This is a genomic window from Bacillus sp. AL-1R (genome assembly GCF_052180195.1).
Taxonomy (GTDB): domain Bacteria; phylum Bacillota; class Bacilli; order Bacillales; family Bacillaceae_G; genus Gottfriedia.
Genome location: NZ_CP197469.1, coordinates 1,469,919 through 1,488,586, shown reverse-complemented (window position 1 = coordinate 1,488,586; position 18,668 = coordinate 1,469,919). Strand labels below are relative to the sequence as shown.

The 18,668-nt window shown below is 34.1% G+C and carries 19 protein-coding genes and 1 other annotated feature; of the genes, 1 reads left to right on the top strand and 18 read right to left on the bottom strand.

The features are described 5' to 3' along the window. Window positions 1-47 precede the first annotated feature (47 nt). The 16 genes from ACSBO6_RS06940 to spoIIGA all read right to left on the bottom strand — a co-directional run bounded on the left by ACSBO6_RS06940 (window position 48) and on the right by spoIIGA (window position 15,098). Complete coding sequence (locus ACSBO6_RS06940) at window positions 48-1,346, bottom strand: solute carrier family 23 protein (RefSeq protein ID WP_498844405.1); 1,299 nt, start codon at window positions 1,344-1,346, stop codon at window positions 48-50. A gap of 136 nt (window positions 1,347-1,482) precedes the next feature. Continuing rightward, complete coding sequence (gene pyrR, locus ACSBO6_RS06935; RefSeq protein ID WP_098846750.1) at window positions 1,483-2,025, bottom strand: bifunctional pyr operon transcriptional regulator/uracil phosphoribosyltransferase PyrR; 543 nt, start codon at window positions 2,023-2,025, stop codon at window positions 1,483-1,485. Window positions 2,026-2,212: 187 nt separating this feature from the next. After that, entirely contained in the window at window positions 2,213-3,121 is a 909-nt protein-coding gene (locus ACSBO6_RS06930) for an RluA family pseudouridine synthase (protein ID WP_098846751.1), read from the bottom strand. Continuing rightward, a complete protein-coding gene (lspA, locus tag ACSBO6_RS06925; RefSeq protein WP_098846752.1) occupies window positions 3,118-3,576 on the bottom strand; it encodes a signal peptidase II in 459 nt (152 codons plus the stop codon). The genes ACSBO6_RS06930 and lspA overlap by 4 nt, the downstream gene beginning before the upstream one ends. Before the next feature lie 71 nt (window positions 3,577-3,647). Then, window positions 3,648-3,971 (bottom strand): TraR/DksA family transcriptional regulator, encoded by a 324-nt coding sequence (locus ACSBO6_RS06920; protein ID WP_498844404.1) that lies wholly within the window; start codon window positions 3,969-3,971, stop codon window positions 3,648-3,650. Between the two features lie 286 nt (window positions 3,972-4,257). Further along, window positions 4,258-7,014: an isoleucine--tRNA ligase gene (gene ileS, locus ACSBO6_RS06915; protein WP_098846754.1), complete on the bottom strand. Its 2,757-nt coding sequence runs from the start codon at window positions 7,012-7,014 to the stop codon at window positions 4,258-4,260. A gap of 205 nt (window positions 7,015-7,219) precedes the next feature. After that, window positions 7,220-7,443: a binding site (T-box leader), on the bottom strand. Between the two features lie 57 nt (window positions 7,444-7,500). Further along, window positions 7,501-7,989 (bottom strand): DivIVA domain-containing protein, encoded by a 489-nt coding sequence (locus ACSBO6_RS06910; protein ID WP_098846755.1) that lies wholly within the window; start codon window positions 7,987-7,989, stop codon window positions 7,501-7,503. An 89-nt stretch (window positions 7,990-8,078) separates the two neighbouring features. Then, window positions 8,079-8,852: a YlmH family RNA-binding protein gene (locus ACSBO6_RS06905; RefSeq protein ID WP_098846756.1), complete on the bottom strand. Its 774-nt coding sequence runs from the start codon at window positions 8,850-8,852 to the stop codon at window positions 8,079-8,081. A gap of 68 nt (window positions 8,853-8,920) precedes the next feature. Beyond that, entirely contained in the window at window positions 8,921-9,181 is a 261-nt protein-coding gene (locus ACSBO6_RS06900; protein WP_098846757.1) for a YggT family protein, read from the bottom strand. A 4-nt stretch (window positions 9,182-9,185) separates the two neighbouring features. After that, window positions 9,186-9,686 carry a cell division protein SepF gene (locus ACSBO6_RS06895; RefSeq protein ID WP_098846758.1) on the bottom strand — a complete coding sequence of 167 codons (501 nt, stop codon included), beginning with the start codon at window positions 9,684-9,686 and terminating at the stop codon, window positions 9,186-9,188. A gap of 5 nt (window positions 9,687-9,691) precedes the next feature. Further along, window positions 9,692-10,369 (bottom strand): YggS family pyridoxal phosphate-dependent enzyme, encoded by a 678-nt coding sequence (locus tag ACSBO6_RS06890; protein WP_498844403.1) that lies wholly within the window; start codon window positions 10,367-10,369, stop codon window positions 9,692-9,694. A gap of 4 nt (window positions 10,370-10,373) precedes the next feature. Beyond that, window positions 10,374-11,198 (bottom strand): peptidoglycan editing factor PgeF, encoded by an 825-nt coding sequence (pgeF, locus tag ACSBO6_RS06885; protein ID WP_498844402.1) that lies wholly within the window; start codon window positions 11,196-11,198, stop codon window positions 10,374-10,376. A gap of 250 nt (window positions 11,199-11,448) precedes the next feature. After that, complete coding sequence (locus ACSBO6_RS06880; protein WP_098846761.1) at window positions 11,449-11,730, bottom strand: YlmC/YmxH family sporulation protein; 282 nt, start codon at window positions 11,728-11,730, stop codon at window positions 11,449-11,451. 714 nt (window positions 11,731-12,444) lie between these two features. Next, window positions 12,445-13,224: an RNA polymerase sporulation sigma factor SigG gene (gene sigG, locus ACSBO6_RS06875; protein ID WP_098846762.1), complete on the bottom strand. Its 780-nt coding sequence runs from the start codon at window positions 13,222-13,224 to the stop codon at window positions 12,445-12,447. Between the two features lie 238 nt (window positions 13,225-13,462). Beyond that, on the bottom strand, window positions 13,463-14,182 hold the full coding sequence (gene sigE, locus ACSBO6_RS06870) for an RNA polymerase sporulation sigma factor SigE (protein ID WP_056471072.1): 720 nt from the start codon (window positions 14,180-14,182) through the stop codon (window positions 13,463-13,465). Between the two features lie 10 nt (window positions 14,183-14,192). Continuing rightward, window positions 14,193-15,098: a sigma-E processing peptidase SpoIIGA gene (gene spoIIGA / locus ACSBO6_RS06865; RefSeq protein WP_286138348.1), complete on the bottom strand. Its 906-nt coding sequence runs from the start codon at window positions 15,096-15,098 to the stop codon at window positions 14,193-14,195. Between the two features lie 201 nt (window positions 15,099-15,299). Here spoIIGA and ACSBO6_RS06860 point away from each other — a divergent pair, with 201 nt between their 5' ends. Beyond that, window positions 15,300-15,968 (top strand): class I SAM-dependent methyltransferase, encoded by a 669-nt coding sequence (locus ACSBO6_RS06860; RefSeq protein WP_498844401.1) that lies wholly within the window; start codon window positions 15,300-15,302, stop codon window positions 15,966-15,968. Between the two features lie 45 nt (window positions 15,969-16,013). Here ACSBO6_RS06860 and ftsZ read toward each other — a convergent pair whose 3' ends face one another. Both ftsZ and ftsA read right to left on the bottom strand, forming a co-directional pair. Continuing rightward, a complete protein-coding gene (ftsZ, locus tag ACSBO6_RS06855) occupies window positions 16,014-17,156 on the bottom strand; it encodes a cell division protein FtsZ (protein WP_098846765.1) in 1,143 nt (380 codons plus the stop codon). A 35-nt stretch (window positions 17,157-17,191) separates the two neighbouring features. Then, complete coding sequence (gene ftsA, locus ACSBO6_RS06850; protein ID WP_098846766.1) at window positions 17,192-18,472, bottom strand: cell division protein FtsA; 1,281 nt, start codon at window positions 18,470-18,472, stop codon at window positions 17,192-17,194. Between the last annotated feature and the right edge of the window lie 196 nt (window positions 18,473-18,668).

Here is an 18,668-nt window from a genome sequence, read left to right as displayed (position 1 = left end):
TTTCTGGACATTCTTATCAATGTAAGAATGCCCCATTTATATGTCAATTATGAAGCTGAGCTTTCGTCCTTATTTTCAGTCGTACGATCGCCACCAATGTTTTCTGGAAGGACTAAATTTAGTACAACTCCGATTAAAGCCGATAAAGCCATTCCTTCTAATGCAAATTGTTTACCTATGTGTATTGCTGCTCCACCAATTCCTAGGACTAGAATGACTGAAGCGATAACTAAGTTTCGTTGTTTAGCAAAATCAATCTTGTTTTCTACTAGTACTCGTAATCCGCTTGAAGCGATGATTCCGAATAGTAAGATTGAGATACCACCCATTACAGGTGTCGGGATTGAGCTAATCACCGCTGAGATTTTTCCGATGAATCCAAATGACATGGCTAAGATTGCAGCACCTATGAATACGTACACGCTATATGCTCTTGTGATTGCTAGTACTCCGATGTTTTCTCCGTATGTTGTAGTAGTAGGTCCACCGATTAAACCTGCTATCATTGTTGAAACTGCATCACCGAATAATGACTTATCTAACCCAGGATCTTTAATTAAATCCTTTTCTACGACATTTCCTAGTACAACTTGGTGTCCAATATGTTCTGAAATTGTCACGATTGCTACAGGTACAAATATAAGCAGCAACTGGAAAGTGACATGTGGTGTGTAGTCAACAAATGGTACTGAGAAATCAGGAACAGCGATCCAATCTGCTTTTTTAATTTCGGTAAAATTTACTACTCCAAAGAAGATTGATGTAATATATCCACCGATAATTCCTACTAAGATTGGTATGACTGATAAGAAACCTCTTGTAAATAATGCTGTGATGATTGTGATTGCTAGTGTTATTAATGCGATTGCGATTGATGTAGAATTGTATTTACCGTCTGCTCCATTCATTGCCATTCCAACCGCTACTGTTGATAAGCTCAAACCGATTACGATAATTACCGGTCCAACTACGATTGGCGGTAATACTTTGAATAACCATTTCACGCCTACTTTGTTAATGATTAGTGCGATTACTGCATAAATAATACCTGTGATGAAAACTCCTACGAACGCAGCACCAGGTTCTAAATTTGTTTTCGCATAGATCATCGGAGCGATAAAGGCGAATGATGATCCAAGATAAGATGGTACTTTACCTCTTGTAATTAGTATGAACACGATCGTTCCAATTCCACTTGAAATTAGTGCGATTGAAGGATTTATTCCGATTAAGATTGGAGCCAATACTGTCGCGCCAAACATTGCGAATAAGTGTTGTAAACTTAGGAAAATCCATTGACTTATATTCGGTTTTTCATTTATCTCTAAAACAGGTTTTTGTCTCATGCTGTTGCTCCCTCCAATTTCCCCAATAAAAAAACTCTTTGTGAATATACACAAAGAGTCCAAGTGCGTCGCTTAATAAGGCAGCAACTAACTAGACCCTTTGTTAGCCTCTCTGGACCAAATTTAAAAGGGACTTCTATTTTTCAAATATACTTACTTTATCGTGGTCATCTGTTTCCTTTAATGCAACGACTACTCTTTCATTACTCGAAGTTGGAATATTTTTTCCAACGTAGTCTGCTCTAACTGGAAGTTCACGATGTCCTCGATCTACTAAAACCGCTAATTGTATTTGTGACGGTCTACCTAGGTCCATAACAGCGTCCATTGCGGCACGAACTGTTCTACCTGTATATAGCACATCATCTACTAAAATTACTTTTTTGTTTGTTAGGTCAACAGGAACATTTGAACCTTTCACTAATGGTTCTTTGTTTTCTGTCTTTGTCGATAAATCATCTCGATAAAGTGTAATATCTAAATCACCCATGATTACATCTTTACCTTCAATCTGTTTAATTCTTTCTGCAATACGTTTTGCTAGATAAACACCTCTTGTTTTGATCCCAACCAAAACTACATTTTCAATACCTTTGTTATTTTCTAGCATTTCATGAGCAATCCTTGTTAACCCACGTCTAATTGCTAGTTCGTCTAAGATGATTGCTTTTTCAGTCATTTACCTTTACCTCCTACTTTTATAATGTAGAAGCAAAAAACCCTCTTGCCCGATAGACAAGAGGGTAGCGTAAAAGGATACAATTATCCCTTTTCATGTTTCCGCTTCCTTCTCAACCTCACGGGGTTGTGTTAAAGGTTCATTTAACTGTCCTCATTATGACCTATATTTCAAGCATTGTCAACAGTTATCTTTGTAATTGTTCAAGAATATTTTCTAGGACTTTTGGTATAGGTGCTGAAAACTCTAAATACTCATTTGTTCTTGGATGATTAAATCCTAAAACAGCTGCATGTAGTGCTTGACCATCAATATCTAATGTTTTTCGTGGTCCATATTTAGGATCACCAGCTAATGGGAATCCTATGTATTTCATATGAACACGAATTTGGTGTGTACGACCTGTTTCAAGCTGACATTCAACTAATGTAAACTCATCAAATCGCTCTAATACTCTAAAATGTGTCACTGCTTCTTTACTATTCTCTTCCGTAACCGTCATGCTTTGGCGATCACTTTTATCTCGCCCAATCGGAGCATCGATTGTACCTTCTTCATGCGGAATAACTCCGTGTACAATAGCAATATACTTACGTACTGTAGTTTTTAAACGTAATTGCTCTGCAAGTTTCTCATGTGCTACATCATTTTTTGCAACCATTAATAAACCTGAAGTATCCTTATCAATTCGATGGACAATACCTGGTCTTAATACACCATTTATGCCAGATAAATCTTTACAATGATACATTAGAGCGTTTACTAAAGTACCCGTTTCATGACCTAATGCAGGATGAACTACCATTCCACGAGGTTTATTTACAACAACTACATCAGCATCCTCATAGTAAATATCGAGTGGAATATTCTCAGCAATTACTTCTAATGGCTTTGGATCAGGTACTGAAACTGATATTTCATCTCCTTGTTTAACTTTATAATTACGTTTAATTTTTTCACCGTTCACTAATACAAAATCTTCTTTTAACCATGTTTGTACTTGAGACCTTGACCACTCATCATTTTGAGTTGCAATAAACGTATCGATTCTTTCTAAATGTTGATCCTCTTGAACTGTAAAAGCAAAAACTGTCATTTCTTAACTCCTCTTTTATCTTCCAATAAAGTAATAATAAATAATAAAATAACACCCACACAAAGTGCTGAATCTGCGATATTAAACACAGGGAAATCATAATTAAAGATATAAACATGAATAAAATCAACTACTTCTTTACGGAAGAATCGATCAATGAAATTACCTATCGCACCACCTAAAACTAATCCTAAAGATAAACCAAGGAGGCGATCTCCTTTTGCGTGTTTTTGAATAAAGTAAACTACTGCTGCCACAAAGACAAATGTAATTAAATAAAAGAAGCCCATTTTTCCTTGGAGCATTCCCCAAGCAGCTCCTCTATTGCGATGTGATGTTATGTAAAAAATATTTTTAATAATTTCAATATTTTCTCCTAAATACATCTTTTTTAATACTGCAAGTTTTGTCAGCTGATCAATTAAAATGACAATTAACGCAATAATATATGCCACATTTATCCCCTACCTTATTAGATATCTCATCAAATTTTAGCATAGGGGAAAGGTTTATACAATGAATTGTATTAGTAATGATTTCTAACAAAACTAAAATCCTCTAACGTACGACCCGTTGGAAGCACTCTTAATTTTTCAATTGGAATAGCTTGCCCAGTTACTTCACAATAACCATATAATCCATGTTCAATTTTTTGCAAAGCAATTTCAATATCATATAAATCATTTTGCATATCTTCAACGAGTATTTGATGTTTATTTGTCTCCTCAAAAATCGAATGATGTTGCTCAATTTCAGAAGAACTTATTGGTTCTGAAAATAAACGATGTAGCAATTCATTTTTAATTTGTTCAAGCTCTTGTTTAATATAGAAAATTTCATTGCTCCTCATCTTCTTCACTCCCAATTTATTTATGTAAAAATACTTTTCCCTCAAATTGAAGTCGATAATAGGTGAAACTTTTTCCTATAAAGGAAATGGCAAAAGATATTACCATTCATAAAGTTGCTAAAAAAAAGAAAACCCGCATAGGTCATTTTCCTAAAACGGGTTTTCCATTAATTCTTTCATTGATTTAAATCAGTCATTAAATTGTAGTTTTTTTACCTTTACTCTTTCATTAAAAAGAGCCGAAAGTTTAATCTTTCGGCTCTTGTTTAGTGAAACAACATATTAATTACATATCTTTAACTACACTTGCACAACGTAAGCAAAGTGTCGGGTGCGTTTCATCTTTTCCAACTTCTTCAGTAACTACCCAGCATCGTTCACAAGTTTCACCTGTCGCAGGAGTTACTTCAATACTTAATGTATCAAATGTTTGAGCTGTTTCAGGAGCTTTTTCATTACTATTTGCAATTTCTACTTGAGATACAATTAATAATTGTTTGAAGTCTTCATTAATTGAATTCAATAGCTCCTCTACTTCTGCATTTGGATAGATTTTCACTGATGCAGTTAGAGATTTACCGATTACTTTTTCATTACGTGCAACTTCAAGTGCTTTTAATACGTCGTCACGTAAATCCATGAATTTTTCCCATTTAGCTTCAAGGCTTTGAGTATCGCCGAAATCTTTAACATCTGGCATTTCAGTTAAGAAAATACTATCAACTGTAGTTCCTGCCATATGTGACCAAACTTCTTCAGCAGTATGAGGTAAAATTGGAGCAACTAAACGAGTTAATGCTTGTAATGATTCATGTAATACAGTTTGAATCGCTAAACGATCTTTATTCGTTTTTGGCTCAATATATAAAATATCTTTTGATAAATCAAAATAGAATGAACTTAATTCTGTTGTACAGAAGTTTTGAATTGTGTGGTATACATTTGCAAATTCATATTTCTCGTATGATTCACGAACTGATTTAACCACATTGTTTAACTTAACTAGCATGTATTGATCTAATTCGCGTAGCTCTTCATATTTTAAAGCATCTTGTTCTGCGTTAAATCCATCTAAGTTTCCTAATAAGAAACGGAATGTATTACGGATTTTACGGTATACTTCAGCAACTTGTTTCATTAATGCGTCAGAAATACGAACATCTGATTGATAATCTACAGAAGCTACCCATAAACGTAATATATCTGAACCATATTGATTCATAATTTTTGATGGTAAGACGATATTTCCGATTGATTTACTCATCTTACGACCTTCACCGTCTAAAACAAAGCCATGGCTTACTACAGCTTTGTAAGGAGCTTGACCTGTTACAGCAACGCTTGTACTTAATGAAGAGTTAAACCAACCACGGTATTGGTCAGAACCTTCTAAGTAAATGTCAGCAGGGAAAGATAATTCTTCTCGAGTGTTTAACACTGCTTGATGTGATGATCCACTATCAAACCATACATCCATAATATCTTTCTCTTTTGTGAATTTACCATTTGGTGAACCAGGATGTGTAAATCCTTCTGGTAATAATTCTTTTGCTTCTTTTTCAAACCAAATATTTGAACCATGCTCTTTAAATAAGTTCGAAACATGTTCAATTGTTTCTTCAGTAATAATGGCTTCTCCGTCTTCAGCATAAAATACTGGGATTGGTACTCCCCATACACGTTGACGTGAGATACACCAATCTCCACGATCACGAACCATGTTAAATAGACGAGTTTCACCCCAATTTGGGAACCACTTAGTATCTTGAACAGCTTGCATTAATTGCTCACGAATTGCTTCAATTGATGCAAACCATTGTGCAGTTGCACGGAAGATAATTGGCTTTTTTGTTCTCCAGTCATGTGGATATGAGTGTGTGATAAATTGTAATTTTAATAAAGCACCTTTTTCTTCTAATGCTTTTGTAACTGCTTTATTAGCTTCATCATAGAATAAACCTTCAAATCCAGGAGCTTCCTTCGTTAAAACACCTTTTTCGTCTACTGGACAAAGTACTTCTAATCCATATTGCTGACCTACACGGAAGTCATCTTCACCATGACCTGGTGCAGTATGAACACAACCTGTACCAGCGTCAGTTGTTACATGATCTCCTAAAATAACAACTGATTGACGATCATATAATGGATGCTTACAAATAATTCCTTCAAGTTCTCCACCTTTGAAAGTCTTTTCAACTACTGTATCTTCCCACCCTAGTTCATTTACTACAGATTCTCTTAACTCACTAGCAACTACAAACTTGTCACCATTTACTGATACAACATCGTAGCTTAAGTCAGGATGTAAACAAACAGCTAAGTTAGCTGGGATTGTCCATGGAGTTGTTGTCCAAATAATGAATTTCTCTCCACCCTTTAAAACGTCTTTTCCGTTTTCAACTGCAAATGCAACATAGATTGATGCTGAACGCTTATCTTGGTATTCGATTTCCGCTTCTGCAAGTGCAGATTCACTTGATGGAGACCAATATACTGGTTTAAGACCTTTATAGATTAATCCCTTAGTAGCCATTTTACCGAATACTTTAATTTGTTCTGCTTCATATTCTTTTTCAAGTGTGATATATGGTCGGTTCCAATCACCTAAAATTCCTAGACGTTTAAATTGTTCTTTTTGACGCTCTACTTGCTCGTAAGCATATTCTTCACATAGTTTACGGAATTCTGCTACTGACATTTCTTTTCGATTTACTTTTTTATTTGCTAATGCTTGTTCAATCGGTAAACCGTGTGTATCCCAACCTGGAACGTAAGGAGAACGGTATCCATTCATATTATAAAAACGTACAATGAAATCCTTTAATACTTTATTAAGTGCATGTCCCATATGAAGGTCACCATTTGCATAAGGTGGTCCATCATGTAAAATAAATGACGGTTTTCCTTCATTATGTTTTTGAACTGTTGCATAAATATCTTTTTTGTCCCACTCTTCCTGAATTTGTGGCTCACGTTGAGGTAAATTCCCTCTCATAGGAAATTCAGTTTTTGGCATAAGTAACGTATCTTTGTACTCCATTTGCTTTCCTCCATTTTTAAACTTTTTAAGCTTGATTTAAAGCTAGACGTTTTTTTAGCAAGTCTTAAACTAAAATGCCAGCTTACTTTCCATTTTTTAAATTCCACATTAACGCATTGTATCCATCTTACAATCCTTTTATTAGTGGAGTTGTCTATTATGTATAATAAATCGTATAGACGAAAAAAAACCTTCCTCATCCCAAAAAAGGGACGAGAAAGGTTTCCCGTGGTACCACCCTAATTGACAATAAATTTGATTAAATCATTGTCCACTTAGCATTCGTAACGTGAATGAAACGTCTTTTCTTACTCATTTTCAGAAAAGCACTCTAGGGTGATTTTCCTTCTATTTTCTACATCAAGCTTACACTATCCTTGACTCGCTACCTAGATTTATAGAAGTACTCTTCCCTGTCACCGATTTACTATTAATATCTAATAAATTATATGTTAAAACTTTATTAATCGTCAAGGCTTATACGACTTAGTTTGCGATTTCTTCTGTTTCTTTATCTTCTAAAATATGATCCCAATCTTCATGACCTAACATTTCTAATTGAGTTTCAATTGCCATTCTTAAACGAGTTCGGAAAACTTTTGATTGCTTTTTAAGCTCTTCAAACTCCATCGTTACTTTTCTAGATTTAATTAAAGCTTCATTGATAATGCGATCTGCATTTTTCTCCGCTTCTTTAATAATCAATTTAGCTTCTTTTTGGGCACTACCTTTTACATCTTCAGCAGCTTCTTGCGCAATCAGTATTGACTTATTTAAAGTTTCTTCTATAGTAGAAAAATGCTTTAATCTTTCTTTCATATCAAGAATTTGTTCTTCTAATTGTTTCTTCTCACGAATAACTAATTCATAATCTTTAATGACTTGATCTAAAAACTCGTTAACCTCATCTTCATCATAGCCACGAAAACTTTTACCAAATTCTTTATTATGAATATCAAGTGGTGTTAAAGGCAATTAAGCCACCTCCATTTATGTATGTTCTTTATTTATAGGTTATAATAAATTTTCGACAGTTTCTACGTTTTTCCTTCTACAATTTCTGACTATTTTTTAACACCGTAGTTTATCCGCCATTTTTCTTTTTTTGATAAACCATCAATTGACATTAACATCCCTCTACCAAAACCTTTGACAGAGAATAAATCGCCTTCTTCACATAAAAATGAAGTAGAGTCAATAACTCGCTGATTAACTTTAACGTGTTCAGCTTTAATTAAACTTTGAGCTTTTTGTCTTGGTATATTATAAAATTCACTTAATAGGACATCTAATCTTAGTGAGGATACAGTCCCATTATTAGTTTGCCAAACATCATCTGATTTGATCAATTCTTTCAATGGAATGCTTCTTAATTTAACCGGCGATTTTCCTATAGAATTTAAGTTATTTTCTACAAAACTTGCTATTTCATCCGCAACAATCACTTGGATCCTATCATTTTTTATTAGAATATCACCAAATTTCCCTCTTGTGATTCCTAACGACATTAATGTTCCTAATACTTGCCGATGGGATAAGCTGTGAAATTTCGTTGCATAAACTAATTCAAATGCTACCAAAGAATAATCTTCTTCAACAGGTGCATAAAAACTCGGATAAATAATTGCACGCTTTCGTTCACAATCCTCATGTCCACCAAAAAAAGCAACAAAACACTCCCCTTGATTTCCGATAATTGATTGCATAATCATTTGTTCTCTTAAATCTAGAAAATCCGTCAACTTAATAGAATAGCGTTCAATTGCCTGTTCCTTCCAACTGAGAACCTTGTCTACGAAAACATGTTCTTCTTTTCGAAAATGATCATAAATACTCATTTATACAATCCTCTTTTTCATCAAACTATCAATATTAATTAAAAAAGAGAACCTGTAAGATTCTCTCTTTAAAAGTAACGAGAAATATTTGCAATACCAATTCCAGCAAATTCTAGTGCAAATAATGCAACAATTGGTGAAAAATCAAACATACCAATTGATGGAACAATTCGACGGAACGGCTCTAAATATGGTTCAGATAACCTACCAATTAAGCGACCGAAGCCTGATTGTCTTATTTGAGGGAACCAAGATAAAATAATATGAATGACAATGACGATTCTATAGTATGAGATTAATTTGTATAAAATATAAAAAAGTAAATCCATTTAATTACCACCTTTTAATGGAATTGTCTTCCTCAAATAACATATCTGTAATCGTTCCGGAAATATCAATATTATCAGGTGTACAAATAAATGTATTTGTACCAATTTTTTTTATATCTCCACTTATTGCATAAACTGTGCCACTCAAGAAATCAACAAATCGTTTAGCTTGATCGATTTGCATTTGTTGTAAATTGATTACAACTGCTTTTTTTGATTTTAAATGGTCTGCAACATCCTGTGCTTCTGCATATTCACGCGGCTGCGCTAATACAACTTTTGACGACAAAGAAGCTCCTCCCGGTATACTTACTAATTTTTGCTTTGAAGCATTACGCTCATGGTTAATTTCTTCATGTTTAGTAAATTGTTGTTGTTGATATTGTTTTTGTTGTTGATATTGTTTTTGTTGCTGTTGCTGTTGTTGCTCTTCGTATTCATAATCATCATCTTCATACTCATCTTCCATTGCAAAAAAGTTTCTTACTTTCCCAATAATACTCATCTTCTCTACCTTCCCTTTCCTACTAAATCAGTGCCTATTCTTATGAATGTAGCACCTTCTTCTATTGCTATTTCAAAATCATTAGACATACCCATTGATAATTCAGAACATGGAATATTTGCAATCTGTAGATCTTTGACTTTTTCTTGTAATTCCTTTAAACCTTTGAAACTATTTCGAATGATGGCTACATCTTCCGTGAAAGGTGCCATTGTCATTAACCCAACAACTTGTACTTTATCAAATTCTGAAACTTGTCTAGCAAATTCAATCACATCATTTGGATGGATGCCATGCTTTGAGTCTTCTCCAGATACGTTAACCTGTAGGAAACATTTTAATGGTTCAACTGCTCTTTTTTGTACTTCCTCTGCTAAGGATAGTCGATCTAATGAATGTAAATAATCTATTCTATGTATGACGTCTTTTACTTTTCTAGTTTGAAGTGAACCAATAAAATGCCAAACAACATCATCGCTTTTTATGTGATCTTGTTTTTCCTTCAGACCTTCTAAACGGTTTTCGCCTAATTGATGTATACCTTCAGCTAAAACTTCCTTAGCTACATCGGTAGATACTTGTTTCGTAACAGCAATTAAAGTGATTTCATCATTTCGATTTGCTCTTACTTTGGCTGCATTAATTTGTTCACTAATACGTTCGTAATTTTGTTTGACTGTCATGATGCTAATTCCTCCAACCAATAAAACTCATCATTCTTCCTGTTTTCCCACCATCTCTACGATGAGAAAAAAATAAGTTCGGGTTACAACTTGTACAATAATTTGTCATAAGTATATTTTTTTCACTAATACCCAATTTAATGAGTAATTGTTTGTTTGCTTCTTTTAAATTCAATTTAAATTTTCCGTTTTGTAAAATAGTTAAAATATTATTAGGAATTTTGTGTTCAAAAGCATCATTTAGCTTATTCATCACAAAATCATCTACCTCATAACAACAATCACCAATTGATGGCCCGATCGCAACTTGGATATTTTTCAGTTGTAGGTTTTCTTCTTTAATCCATTTTTCGATTAGACGCCCACCAATGTTTTGGACCGTGCCTTTCCAACCTGCATGTGCTAAACCAATAAATTTACTTGTTGGTTCAAGAAAATACAATGGAACACAATCTGCATAACAAGATGTTAATAATATATTTTCCTCATTTGTATAAAATCCATCAGTTGTCTCGATACTACTTTCGTAATCAGTAACACCTTTTCCACAATCTTTTTTTGTTACTTTCACGACATTATTCCCATGAACTTGTTCTGAACAAACCCATTTTGTCTTTGAAAACGCTAATTTACTCGCAAGGAGTTCTCTATTTTTTACGACAATATCCTTCGAGTCATTTACATGTAATCCAAGATTAAAAGAGGTGAAACAACCTTGGCTCACTCCATCATTTTTTGTTGTAAATCCTGCAACTAAATGTTTATATGAGTCTTCCCAAGGTTGAATCATAAAAGTACTTTCAGTCGATTGAATGAAGCTCTCTTTCATATTTATAAGACCTCACAGAAACTAATTTAGTAAATATATATGTCAACCAGTTGATGGTTTCCTATATTTTACCATAGATTTCACATTTTTGATTATTTTTGACAAAACACAATTATTTTTTTCACATTCGAAAGTAAAAATTAGCAATTAGGCATTATACTCGACGTAATTCCAGTTAAATATATAAAGTATAATAACAAACTACGCCTTTGACTTCCCCCTAAAAAGCACGTCTGTCGACAAATTTTCCTTAAGTGAATTTTACTGGACTTGCTTGATTTTCATCTAAATCCACAGACGAACGATATTTTACTAAAATAACATCTTCACCTATTTTCACAATATCATTCCAATAAATTGTCATTTCCTCTTCTTTACTAAAAAAGTTTAAGCCTTTCCCTGGCTTTGTTAAAATAATCGATGTGATTTTTCCACTTGATTGATCAATATCTAAATCAACAATATTTCCTAATTTCTTTCCATCGGCAACATTTACAACATCTTTAACTTGAAAATCTGAAATTCTGGCCATAAAACTTCACCTTCCTTTTTATAAAATATATGAAGCAAGGCCCAAACATCATGATAAAATTCAAATAAAAATGTGTTAGACAATGTTGTTCGATGTTCCTCCATTGTCTAACACATTAATAACTTATTTTCATTCTTCCAGTTTAACTATTTAGTTATTGGATTATTTAGATTATATATTTGTTTGTTTATCAATTTCATTCATTACAATTTGCAAATCTTATACAGGAATTGATGCTTGATTTTAGTTAGGCTCCAATTGTTTGCCTCAAAGTTTTAAGAGAATTTCCGAAATAGATTTAAAAGGAACTTTCTTTTTGTCTAAGAAATATGTTCGATGTCTAGCTGCGGCTCCTAGCTCCTCGAGGTCATAAGTCAATTTCCGCTAAAGGTTAAAAAGCGAACCTTTACCGGAAACCGTCTTATGCTTGTCGGAGCTGACCAGTCGCCTCCGCTTTTCTTGTTGTCTAGCTGCGGCTCCTAGCTCCTCGAGGTCATAAGCCAATTTCCGCTAAAGGTTAAAAAGCAAACCTTTAGCGGAAACCGTCTTATGCTTGTCGGAGCTGACCAGTCGCCTCCGCTTTTCTTGTTGTCTAGTTCCGCAAGCTAGCTCTTCGGTAATATTCCATTAATCTTCGAAGTGGAAAAACCACCACTTCTTCAGATGAATGGAGATATTCCTTTCAGAGCTGGGCGAGCTTGCTCCACATTTCGTTTACCCCTGTATATTTTTGTTCATTTGTTTTATTGCTGATTTTTCTAGTCTGGATACTTGTGCTTGGGAAATGCCGATTTCTTCGGCGACTTCCATTTGTGTTTTTCCTTGGAAAAATCGTTTGCTGATGATCATTTTTTCTCGATCGTTTAGTCGTTTCATTCCTTCGCGCAGTGCTAGTTCTTCAACCCATTGCTCGTCCTTGTTTTTATCGTCACTTAGCTGATCCATTACAAAGATTGGATCTCCGCCATCATTATATATTGGTTCAAATAACGAAACTGGGTCTTGAATTGCATCTAATGCAAAGACTATTTCTTCATGTGTTACGCCTAGTACTTCTGCGATTTGAACAGGAGTTGGTTCTTTTGAATTCTCTGCTAATAATCGCTCTCTTACTTGTAATGCTTTATAAGCAATGTCTCTTAAGGATCTAGACACTCTTATTGGGTTATTATCCCTTAAATATCTTCTTATTTCACCAATAATCATCGGTACAGCATACGTCGAAAATTTTACATTTTGGCTTAAATCAAAATTATCAATAGACTTCATAAGGCCTATGCAGCCTACTTGAAATAAGTCATCCACAAATTCTCCGCGATTATTAAAACGCTGAATTACACTTAGGACAAGTCGTAAATTACCATTTACGATTGTTTCTCTTGCGCTTTTGTCACCGCTTTGCATTGCATGAAATAACTTACGCATCTCATCATTCTTTAAAACTGGAAGCTTTGATGTATCTACACCGCATATTTCTACTTTGTTTCGTGTCATGATGTTCCCTCCTACTTGGAGTTGCTGTACTATAGGTAAGTATCTCCTTCGGTGGAAAATTTATGCACAAAATAAAATATACAAAAATAATAATTTTTGTAATAAAACACCTATCAAATAGGAGAAATTCAATGATTTCCAGTGCTAAATGAATGAAAAAAATATTAATAAATTCTTCACACATAGGAAAAAACCGATTAGATTTGAAAAACTCAATTCTAATCGGTTCTTACTTATGTTAAACCATTTTATTAAACTCTTTTCGAAGTCTTTTAATAATGCGTTTTTCTAATCGAGATATATAAGATTGCGATATACCTAGCATATCAGCTACATCTTTTTGGGTTTTTTCTTCGGTCCCATCTAGTCCAAATCGTAGTTCCATTATTTGTTTTTCACGATCGTTTAGTTGATCTAATGCCTTTGTTAGTAATGATTTATCGACATTTGCTTCTAGGTCTTTTGTAATGATATCATCCTCTGTACCTAATACATCAGAAAGTAATAATTCATTTCCATCCCAATCAATGTTTAATGGCTCATCGAATGATACTTCAGAACGGTTTTTATTATTTCTACGTAAATGCATCAGAATTTCATTTTCGATACATCTTGAAGCGTATGTAGCCAATTTAATTTTCTTCTCCGGATTAAAGGTATTAACGGCTTTTATTAATCCAATTGTACCAATGCTAATCAAATCTTCAATATTAATCCCAGTATTTTCAAACTTTCTAGCGATATAAACTACCAATCTTAGATTTCTTTCAATTAATAGTGATCTAGCCCCTAAATCTCCATTCGGTAGTTTCTGTAAAAGCTTTTCTTCTTCTTCTCTTGTCAAAGGAGGTGGTAATGCTTCACTTCCCCCAATGTAGTATACTTCATCGGCTTTCAAACCAAGTTTTACTAACAGCTTATACAAACCTAACTTTAGTTTTAAGAAAAATCGATTCATTTTCTACCTCCTATGCAATTTCATTAATTGTTCCCTGCATCATTTTTGGATGAAGGATACATTCATATAAATTGTCTGAAGACAAAGTAACATGACTCAATCCAACTAAAACCGAACTCGATGAATACCATTTCCCATTAATTTTCAATTTTACAACAGTAGGTTTTATTGCAACGAGGAATTGATTACTTTGACCAATGCTTTTATAAGGTATATAGGTTCCTTGAAAAAAACTTAAGACGTCTAGTGCATCAGTATTATGCAAATTATTTTCAGGGTCCCTAACTATCTTTACTAGTTCGATCGGTAATCCATAATCACTAGTAGAACAATCTAAAATAATAACTGGTTTCCTAGAAAGAGGTTCATGTAGAGAGTTACCACTATCCATTAACCCTCTAATTTTAATCGAAGTGTTCCGCCACACAATTTCCATTTCATACATTTCATTCATTTTCCATTTTGTAAACGAGATTTGATTGATCGATTTTCTAGCGTAAAATATGACGATTGGTAGCATACCAATTACAAAATACCAACTAACAGGATCACCATAAAAAGATGATTTTGTTAAATTTGATTCATTGCTGGCAAATAAATAATGTAGGCCTAATAATGCACCACCTAAAATGAATGTTGAAAAATAGAAGATACTTAATAGCTGTAAAAAAGTGATAATTCGTTGACGTCCAAATGCAAAAAATACGATGAAAAACGATAATAATATTTTCATAAAGGGTGAGCCAACAACATATGCATAAGGAGTGAACGTCATTAAAACAACGATTGAGCCTAACAATGCTCCTAACAATGACCGCAAAATAGATACATTTCTTTTTAGAATTAAGCCTGTCAACTGAATGATCAAGAAGTCCATTAACAAGTTTAATAACCAAACAAGATCTCCATATATCACCAATTTTGTTCGCCATCCTCTATAGAATATTCATTTATATGTAAGTATAGGATGAGCACGGTAAGAAGTCTGTCAAAATAAGGTATCTTTATTGAAGAGTTTTTCGACAATACATTTTCAAAATACGGATTAGACAGGTCATATTTTATAAAAATCTTTCACTTTTTTTCATTTAATTCTGCCTAAATAAGGAGTGAGGAATTGGATAGCTGGATTTTTCATTCACCCATTTTTGAGTTTGACAAAACGAAACCATCAATTAGACAGCACTCTGCTTGGAAGGGGCACGCTAAATTTGCTTACGATTTAGTTCATTTCGTAAAACCAAAAATAATTGTAGAATTAGGTACACACTATGGCTTTTCTTTTTTCTGTTTTTGTCAAAGTGTGAAAGATCATAATCTGTCATGTGAATGTTTTGCGGTTGATACTTGGCAAGGTGATTTGCATAGTGGACTGTATAGTAATGAAGTTTTTGATACAGTACATGAAGTTGTTCATAAACATTACCAAAAAGAAGCTAATATGATCCGTAAATCTTTTGACGAAGCAATTCAGCATTTCGAAGATCATTCAATCGACATACTTCATATTGACGGGTTTCATACTTTTGAAGCCGTGCAACATGATTACATTACTTGGTTACCAAAAGTGTCGAATGAAGGGATTGTTTTGATCCATGACACTGAAGTAAGAATTGTAGATTTTGGAGTTTATAAATTTTGGGAAGGCATTAAACAACAATTCCCATCTTTTGAATTTACACATTCACATGGTTTAGGTGTTTTGTTTCCTAAAGGCTGTAACGAAAAGTTCAAGAATGTCATCAGTAATCTCACGAGTTTACAAAACCATTACTCAAAAGAATAAAAAAACCAAGATAAGAGATTCATCTTATCTTGGTTTTTACATTTATTAGCGTCTTTTACGATTACGTAAGAACGCTGGAATATCTAAGTCATCTAGACTAGTTACATTTTTAGTTGTTTCTACAACCGGAACTTCTTCGCGAATTGGTTCGCGTTTAATAGTTGGTTGTGGAGATTGAGTTGGCGTTGAAATTGTTTGTCTTGCCATTGGTTTTGGCGTAGGCGGTGCTGTAATGACACCTTCAAATCCAGTCGCAATAACCGTTACAATAATTTCATCCTTTAAGTTTTCATTGATTACAGAACCGAAAATCATATTTACTTCTGCATCACAAGCGGTTGAGACGATATCTGCTGCTTCTTGAACTTCATATAAACTTAAGTTCGTTCCACCAGTGATATTCATAAGTACACCTTGCGCACCGTTAATTGAAGTTTCTAATAATGGACTAGAAATAGCTTTTTTAGCTGCTTCAGCCGCACGATTTTCTCCACCAGCAACACCGATACCCATTAATGCAGAACCTTTATTAGACATAATTGTCTTAACATCTGCAAAGTCAAGGTTAATTAATCCCGGAACAGCGATTAAGTCAGAAATACCTTGAACCCCTTGACGAAGTACATTATCTGCTTCGCGGAATGCTTCTAGCATTGGGGTATTACGATCAACGATTTCTAATAATCGGTCATTAGGAATAACGATTAAAGTATCAACGCTTTCCTTCATTGCAGCGATTCCTGTAGCCGCTTGAGTTGAACGCTTTCTACCTTCAAATGTAAATGGACGAGTAACTACACCTACAGTTAATGCACCTAATTCTTTTGCTACTTGTGCAATCACTGGAGCTGCACCTGTTCCTGTACCGCCACCCATTCCAGCAGTTACGAATACCATGTCTGCTCCTTTAAGAGCTTCTTGTAATTGTTCTCTACTTTCTTCTGCTGCTTTTTTACCTACTTCTGGATTAGCTCCTGCCCCTAAACCACGAGTAAGTTTGCCACCGATTTGCATTTTCACTTCAGCTTTTGATAGATTAAGAGCTTGTGCATCTGTATTCACAGCAATAAAATCTACACCTTGTACTCCATGTTCAATCATTCGGTTAACCGCGTTATTTCCTCCGCCACCTACACCAATTACTTTTATCTTCGCTAATGCATCTACATTTGTATCAAAATCTAACATGATTGATCCCCCTACTATTCAAATTCATCACAAATTTAATCCCATAAATATTTAAAAATGCTTTTAACTTTACTCATGACGCGTTCTTCATCCTGCTGTTTTGGTTTTGTATTTGAATTTGAAACAGCTACAGGTTTTCGTTCATTTGATTCGAATGCAATATTAGAGCTAAGTTTTTTTCCACGCATTTTTGATTTATAAAAAGCATACTTGATTAGACCTACACCAGTAATGTATTGAGGTTCTCTTACACCAATATAGTCTGGTGTTGCAACCCTTACATTATTTTTAAATACCTTCTGAGCTAAATCGATTACACCAGTCATTGTTACTGTACCACCAGTTAAAACATATCCACCAGGTAAATTGCTACCTCTCATTCTTACAAGCTCATTTTGAACCATAATGAAGATTTCTTCTAATCTAGCTTCAATAATATCGGAAATTTCTTGCTGACTGTATTGTTGATGTTGCTCACTACCCATTATTGGTACACTTAATACTTCTTCAGGTAATGCAGTATCATAAAAAGCATGTCCAAACTTCACTTTAATTTTTTCTGCATCTTCTGTTGAAGTTTTCAGTCCAATAGATATATCTTTTGTAATATGTTCCCCTCCAACAGGTAGGACTGAAGTTGCCATTAATACACCTTCTCTAAATAGAGAAATTGTTGTTGAGCCTCCACCAATGTCAACAAGTGCTACACCTAAGTTTTTCTCATCCTGCTTTAGTGCTATCGTACTTGCAGCCATAGGTTGTAAACAAATATCCGTAACTTCTAACCCCGCTCTTTCAACGCAACGAAGTATATTATGTACTAGAGTTCTTGAACCAGTGATTAATGTACCTTCCATTTCTAAGCGTACACCGATCATTCCTCTTGGGTCTTTTACCTCAGAAAGGCCATCAACAATGTATTCATGTGGAACAACATCGATAATTTCTCTTTCCGGTGGTATAGAAATTACTTGAGCTTGATCCATTACTCTTAAAACATCTTCATTGTCAATTTCTTTATTTTCTTTAGATACTGCTACTACGCCGTTTGTACTAATCAACTGCACTTGATTCGCACTTACCCCTACAATTACTTTGTCAATATGAATGCCAACCATTCTTTCTGCTTGATCAATTGCTTTTTTGATTGATTTGACTGTTTCATCTATATCAACTATTGACCCACGTTTTAAGCCCGAAGATTTAACATTACCAACACCGATAATGTTAAGTGTGTCGTTAACTAGTTCTCCTATGATTACTTTAATTGTTGAAGTTCCAACGTCAAGACTCACATAGATCTCATTGCTGTTCATGATGGCACCTCCTTTTTCTCTCTATCTATTATAATCTAACATCATTTCATTCTTAAATATCATATATGACATCTATTCAACATTTACGGGTGTTTTCCTCTTTTTTTAAGTTTGATTTTTCATAATCTTTTTAATTTTTTTCATTATTGCTATTTAATTCCTAGTCTACACTAACATGCAAAGTTAAAAAAGACTT

Coding starts and splice junctions, on each gene's coding strand:
- sigG (WP_098846762.1), bottom strand. CDS start 13,224: ATGACACGAAACAAAGTAGAAATATGCGGTGTAGATACATCAAAGCTT.
- ACSBO6_RS06890 (WP_498844403.1), bottom strand. CDS start 10,369: ATGACAGTCAAACAAAATTACGAACGTATTAGTGAACAAATTAATGCA.
- pyrR (WP_098846750.1), bottom strand. CDS start 2,025: ATGACTGAAAAAGCAATCATCTTAGACGAACTAGCAATTAGACGTGGG.
- ileS (WP_098846754.1), bottom strand. CDS start 7,014: ATGGAGTACAAAGATACGTTACTTATGCCAAAAACTGAATTTCCTATG.
- pgeF (WP_498844402.1), bottom strand. CDS start 11,198: ATGAAAGAGAGCTTCATTCAATCGACTGAAAGTACTTTTATGATTCAA.
- ACSBO6_RS06880 (WP_098846761.1), bottom strand. CDS start 11,730: ATGGCCAGAATTTCAGATTTTCAAGTTAAAGATGTTGTAAATGTTGCC.
- ACSBO6_RS06920 (WP_498844404.1), bottom strand. CDS start 3,971: ATGAGGAGCAATGAAATTTTCTATATTAAACAAGAGCTTGAACAAATT.
- sigE (WP_056471072.1), bottom strand. CDS start 14,182: ATGAATCGATTTTTCTTAAAACTAAAGTTAGGTTTGTATAAGCTGTTA.
- ACSBO6_RS06900 (WP_098846757.1), bottom strand. CDS start 9,181: ATGGATTTACTTTTTTATATTTTATACAAATTAATCTCATACTATAGA.
- ACSBO6_RS06895 (WP_098846758.1), bottom strand. CDS start 9,686: ATGAGTATTATTGGGAAAGTAAGAAACTTTTTTGCAATGGAAGATGAG.
- ACSBO6_RS06905 (WP_098846756.1), bottom strand. CDS start 8,852: ATGAGTATTTATGATCATTTTCGAAAAGAAGAACATGTTTTCGTAGAC.
- ftsZ (WP_098846765.1), bottom strand. CDS start 17,156: ATGTTAGATTTTGATACAAATGTAGATGCATTAGCGAAGATAAAAGTA.
- ACSBO6_RS06930 (WP_098846751.1), bottom strand. CDS start 3,121: ATGACAGTTTTTGCTTTTACAGTTCAAGAGGATCAACATTTAGAAAGA.
- ftsA (WP_098846766.1), bottom strand. CDS start 18,472: ATGAACAGCAATGAGATCTATGTGAGTCTTGACGTTGGAACTTCAACA.
- ACSBO6_RS06940 (WP_498844405.1), bottom strand. CDS start 1,346: ATGAGACAAAAACCTGTTTTAGAGATAAATGAAAAACCGAATATAAGT.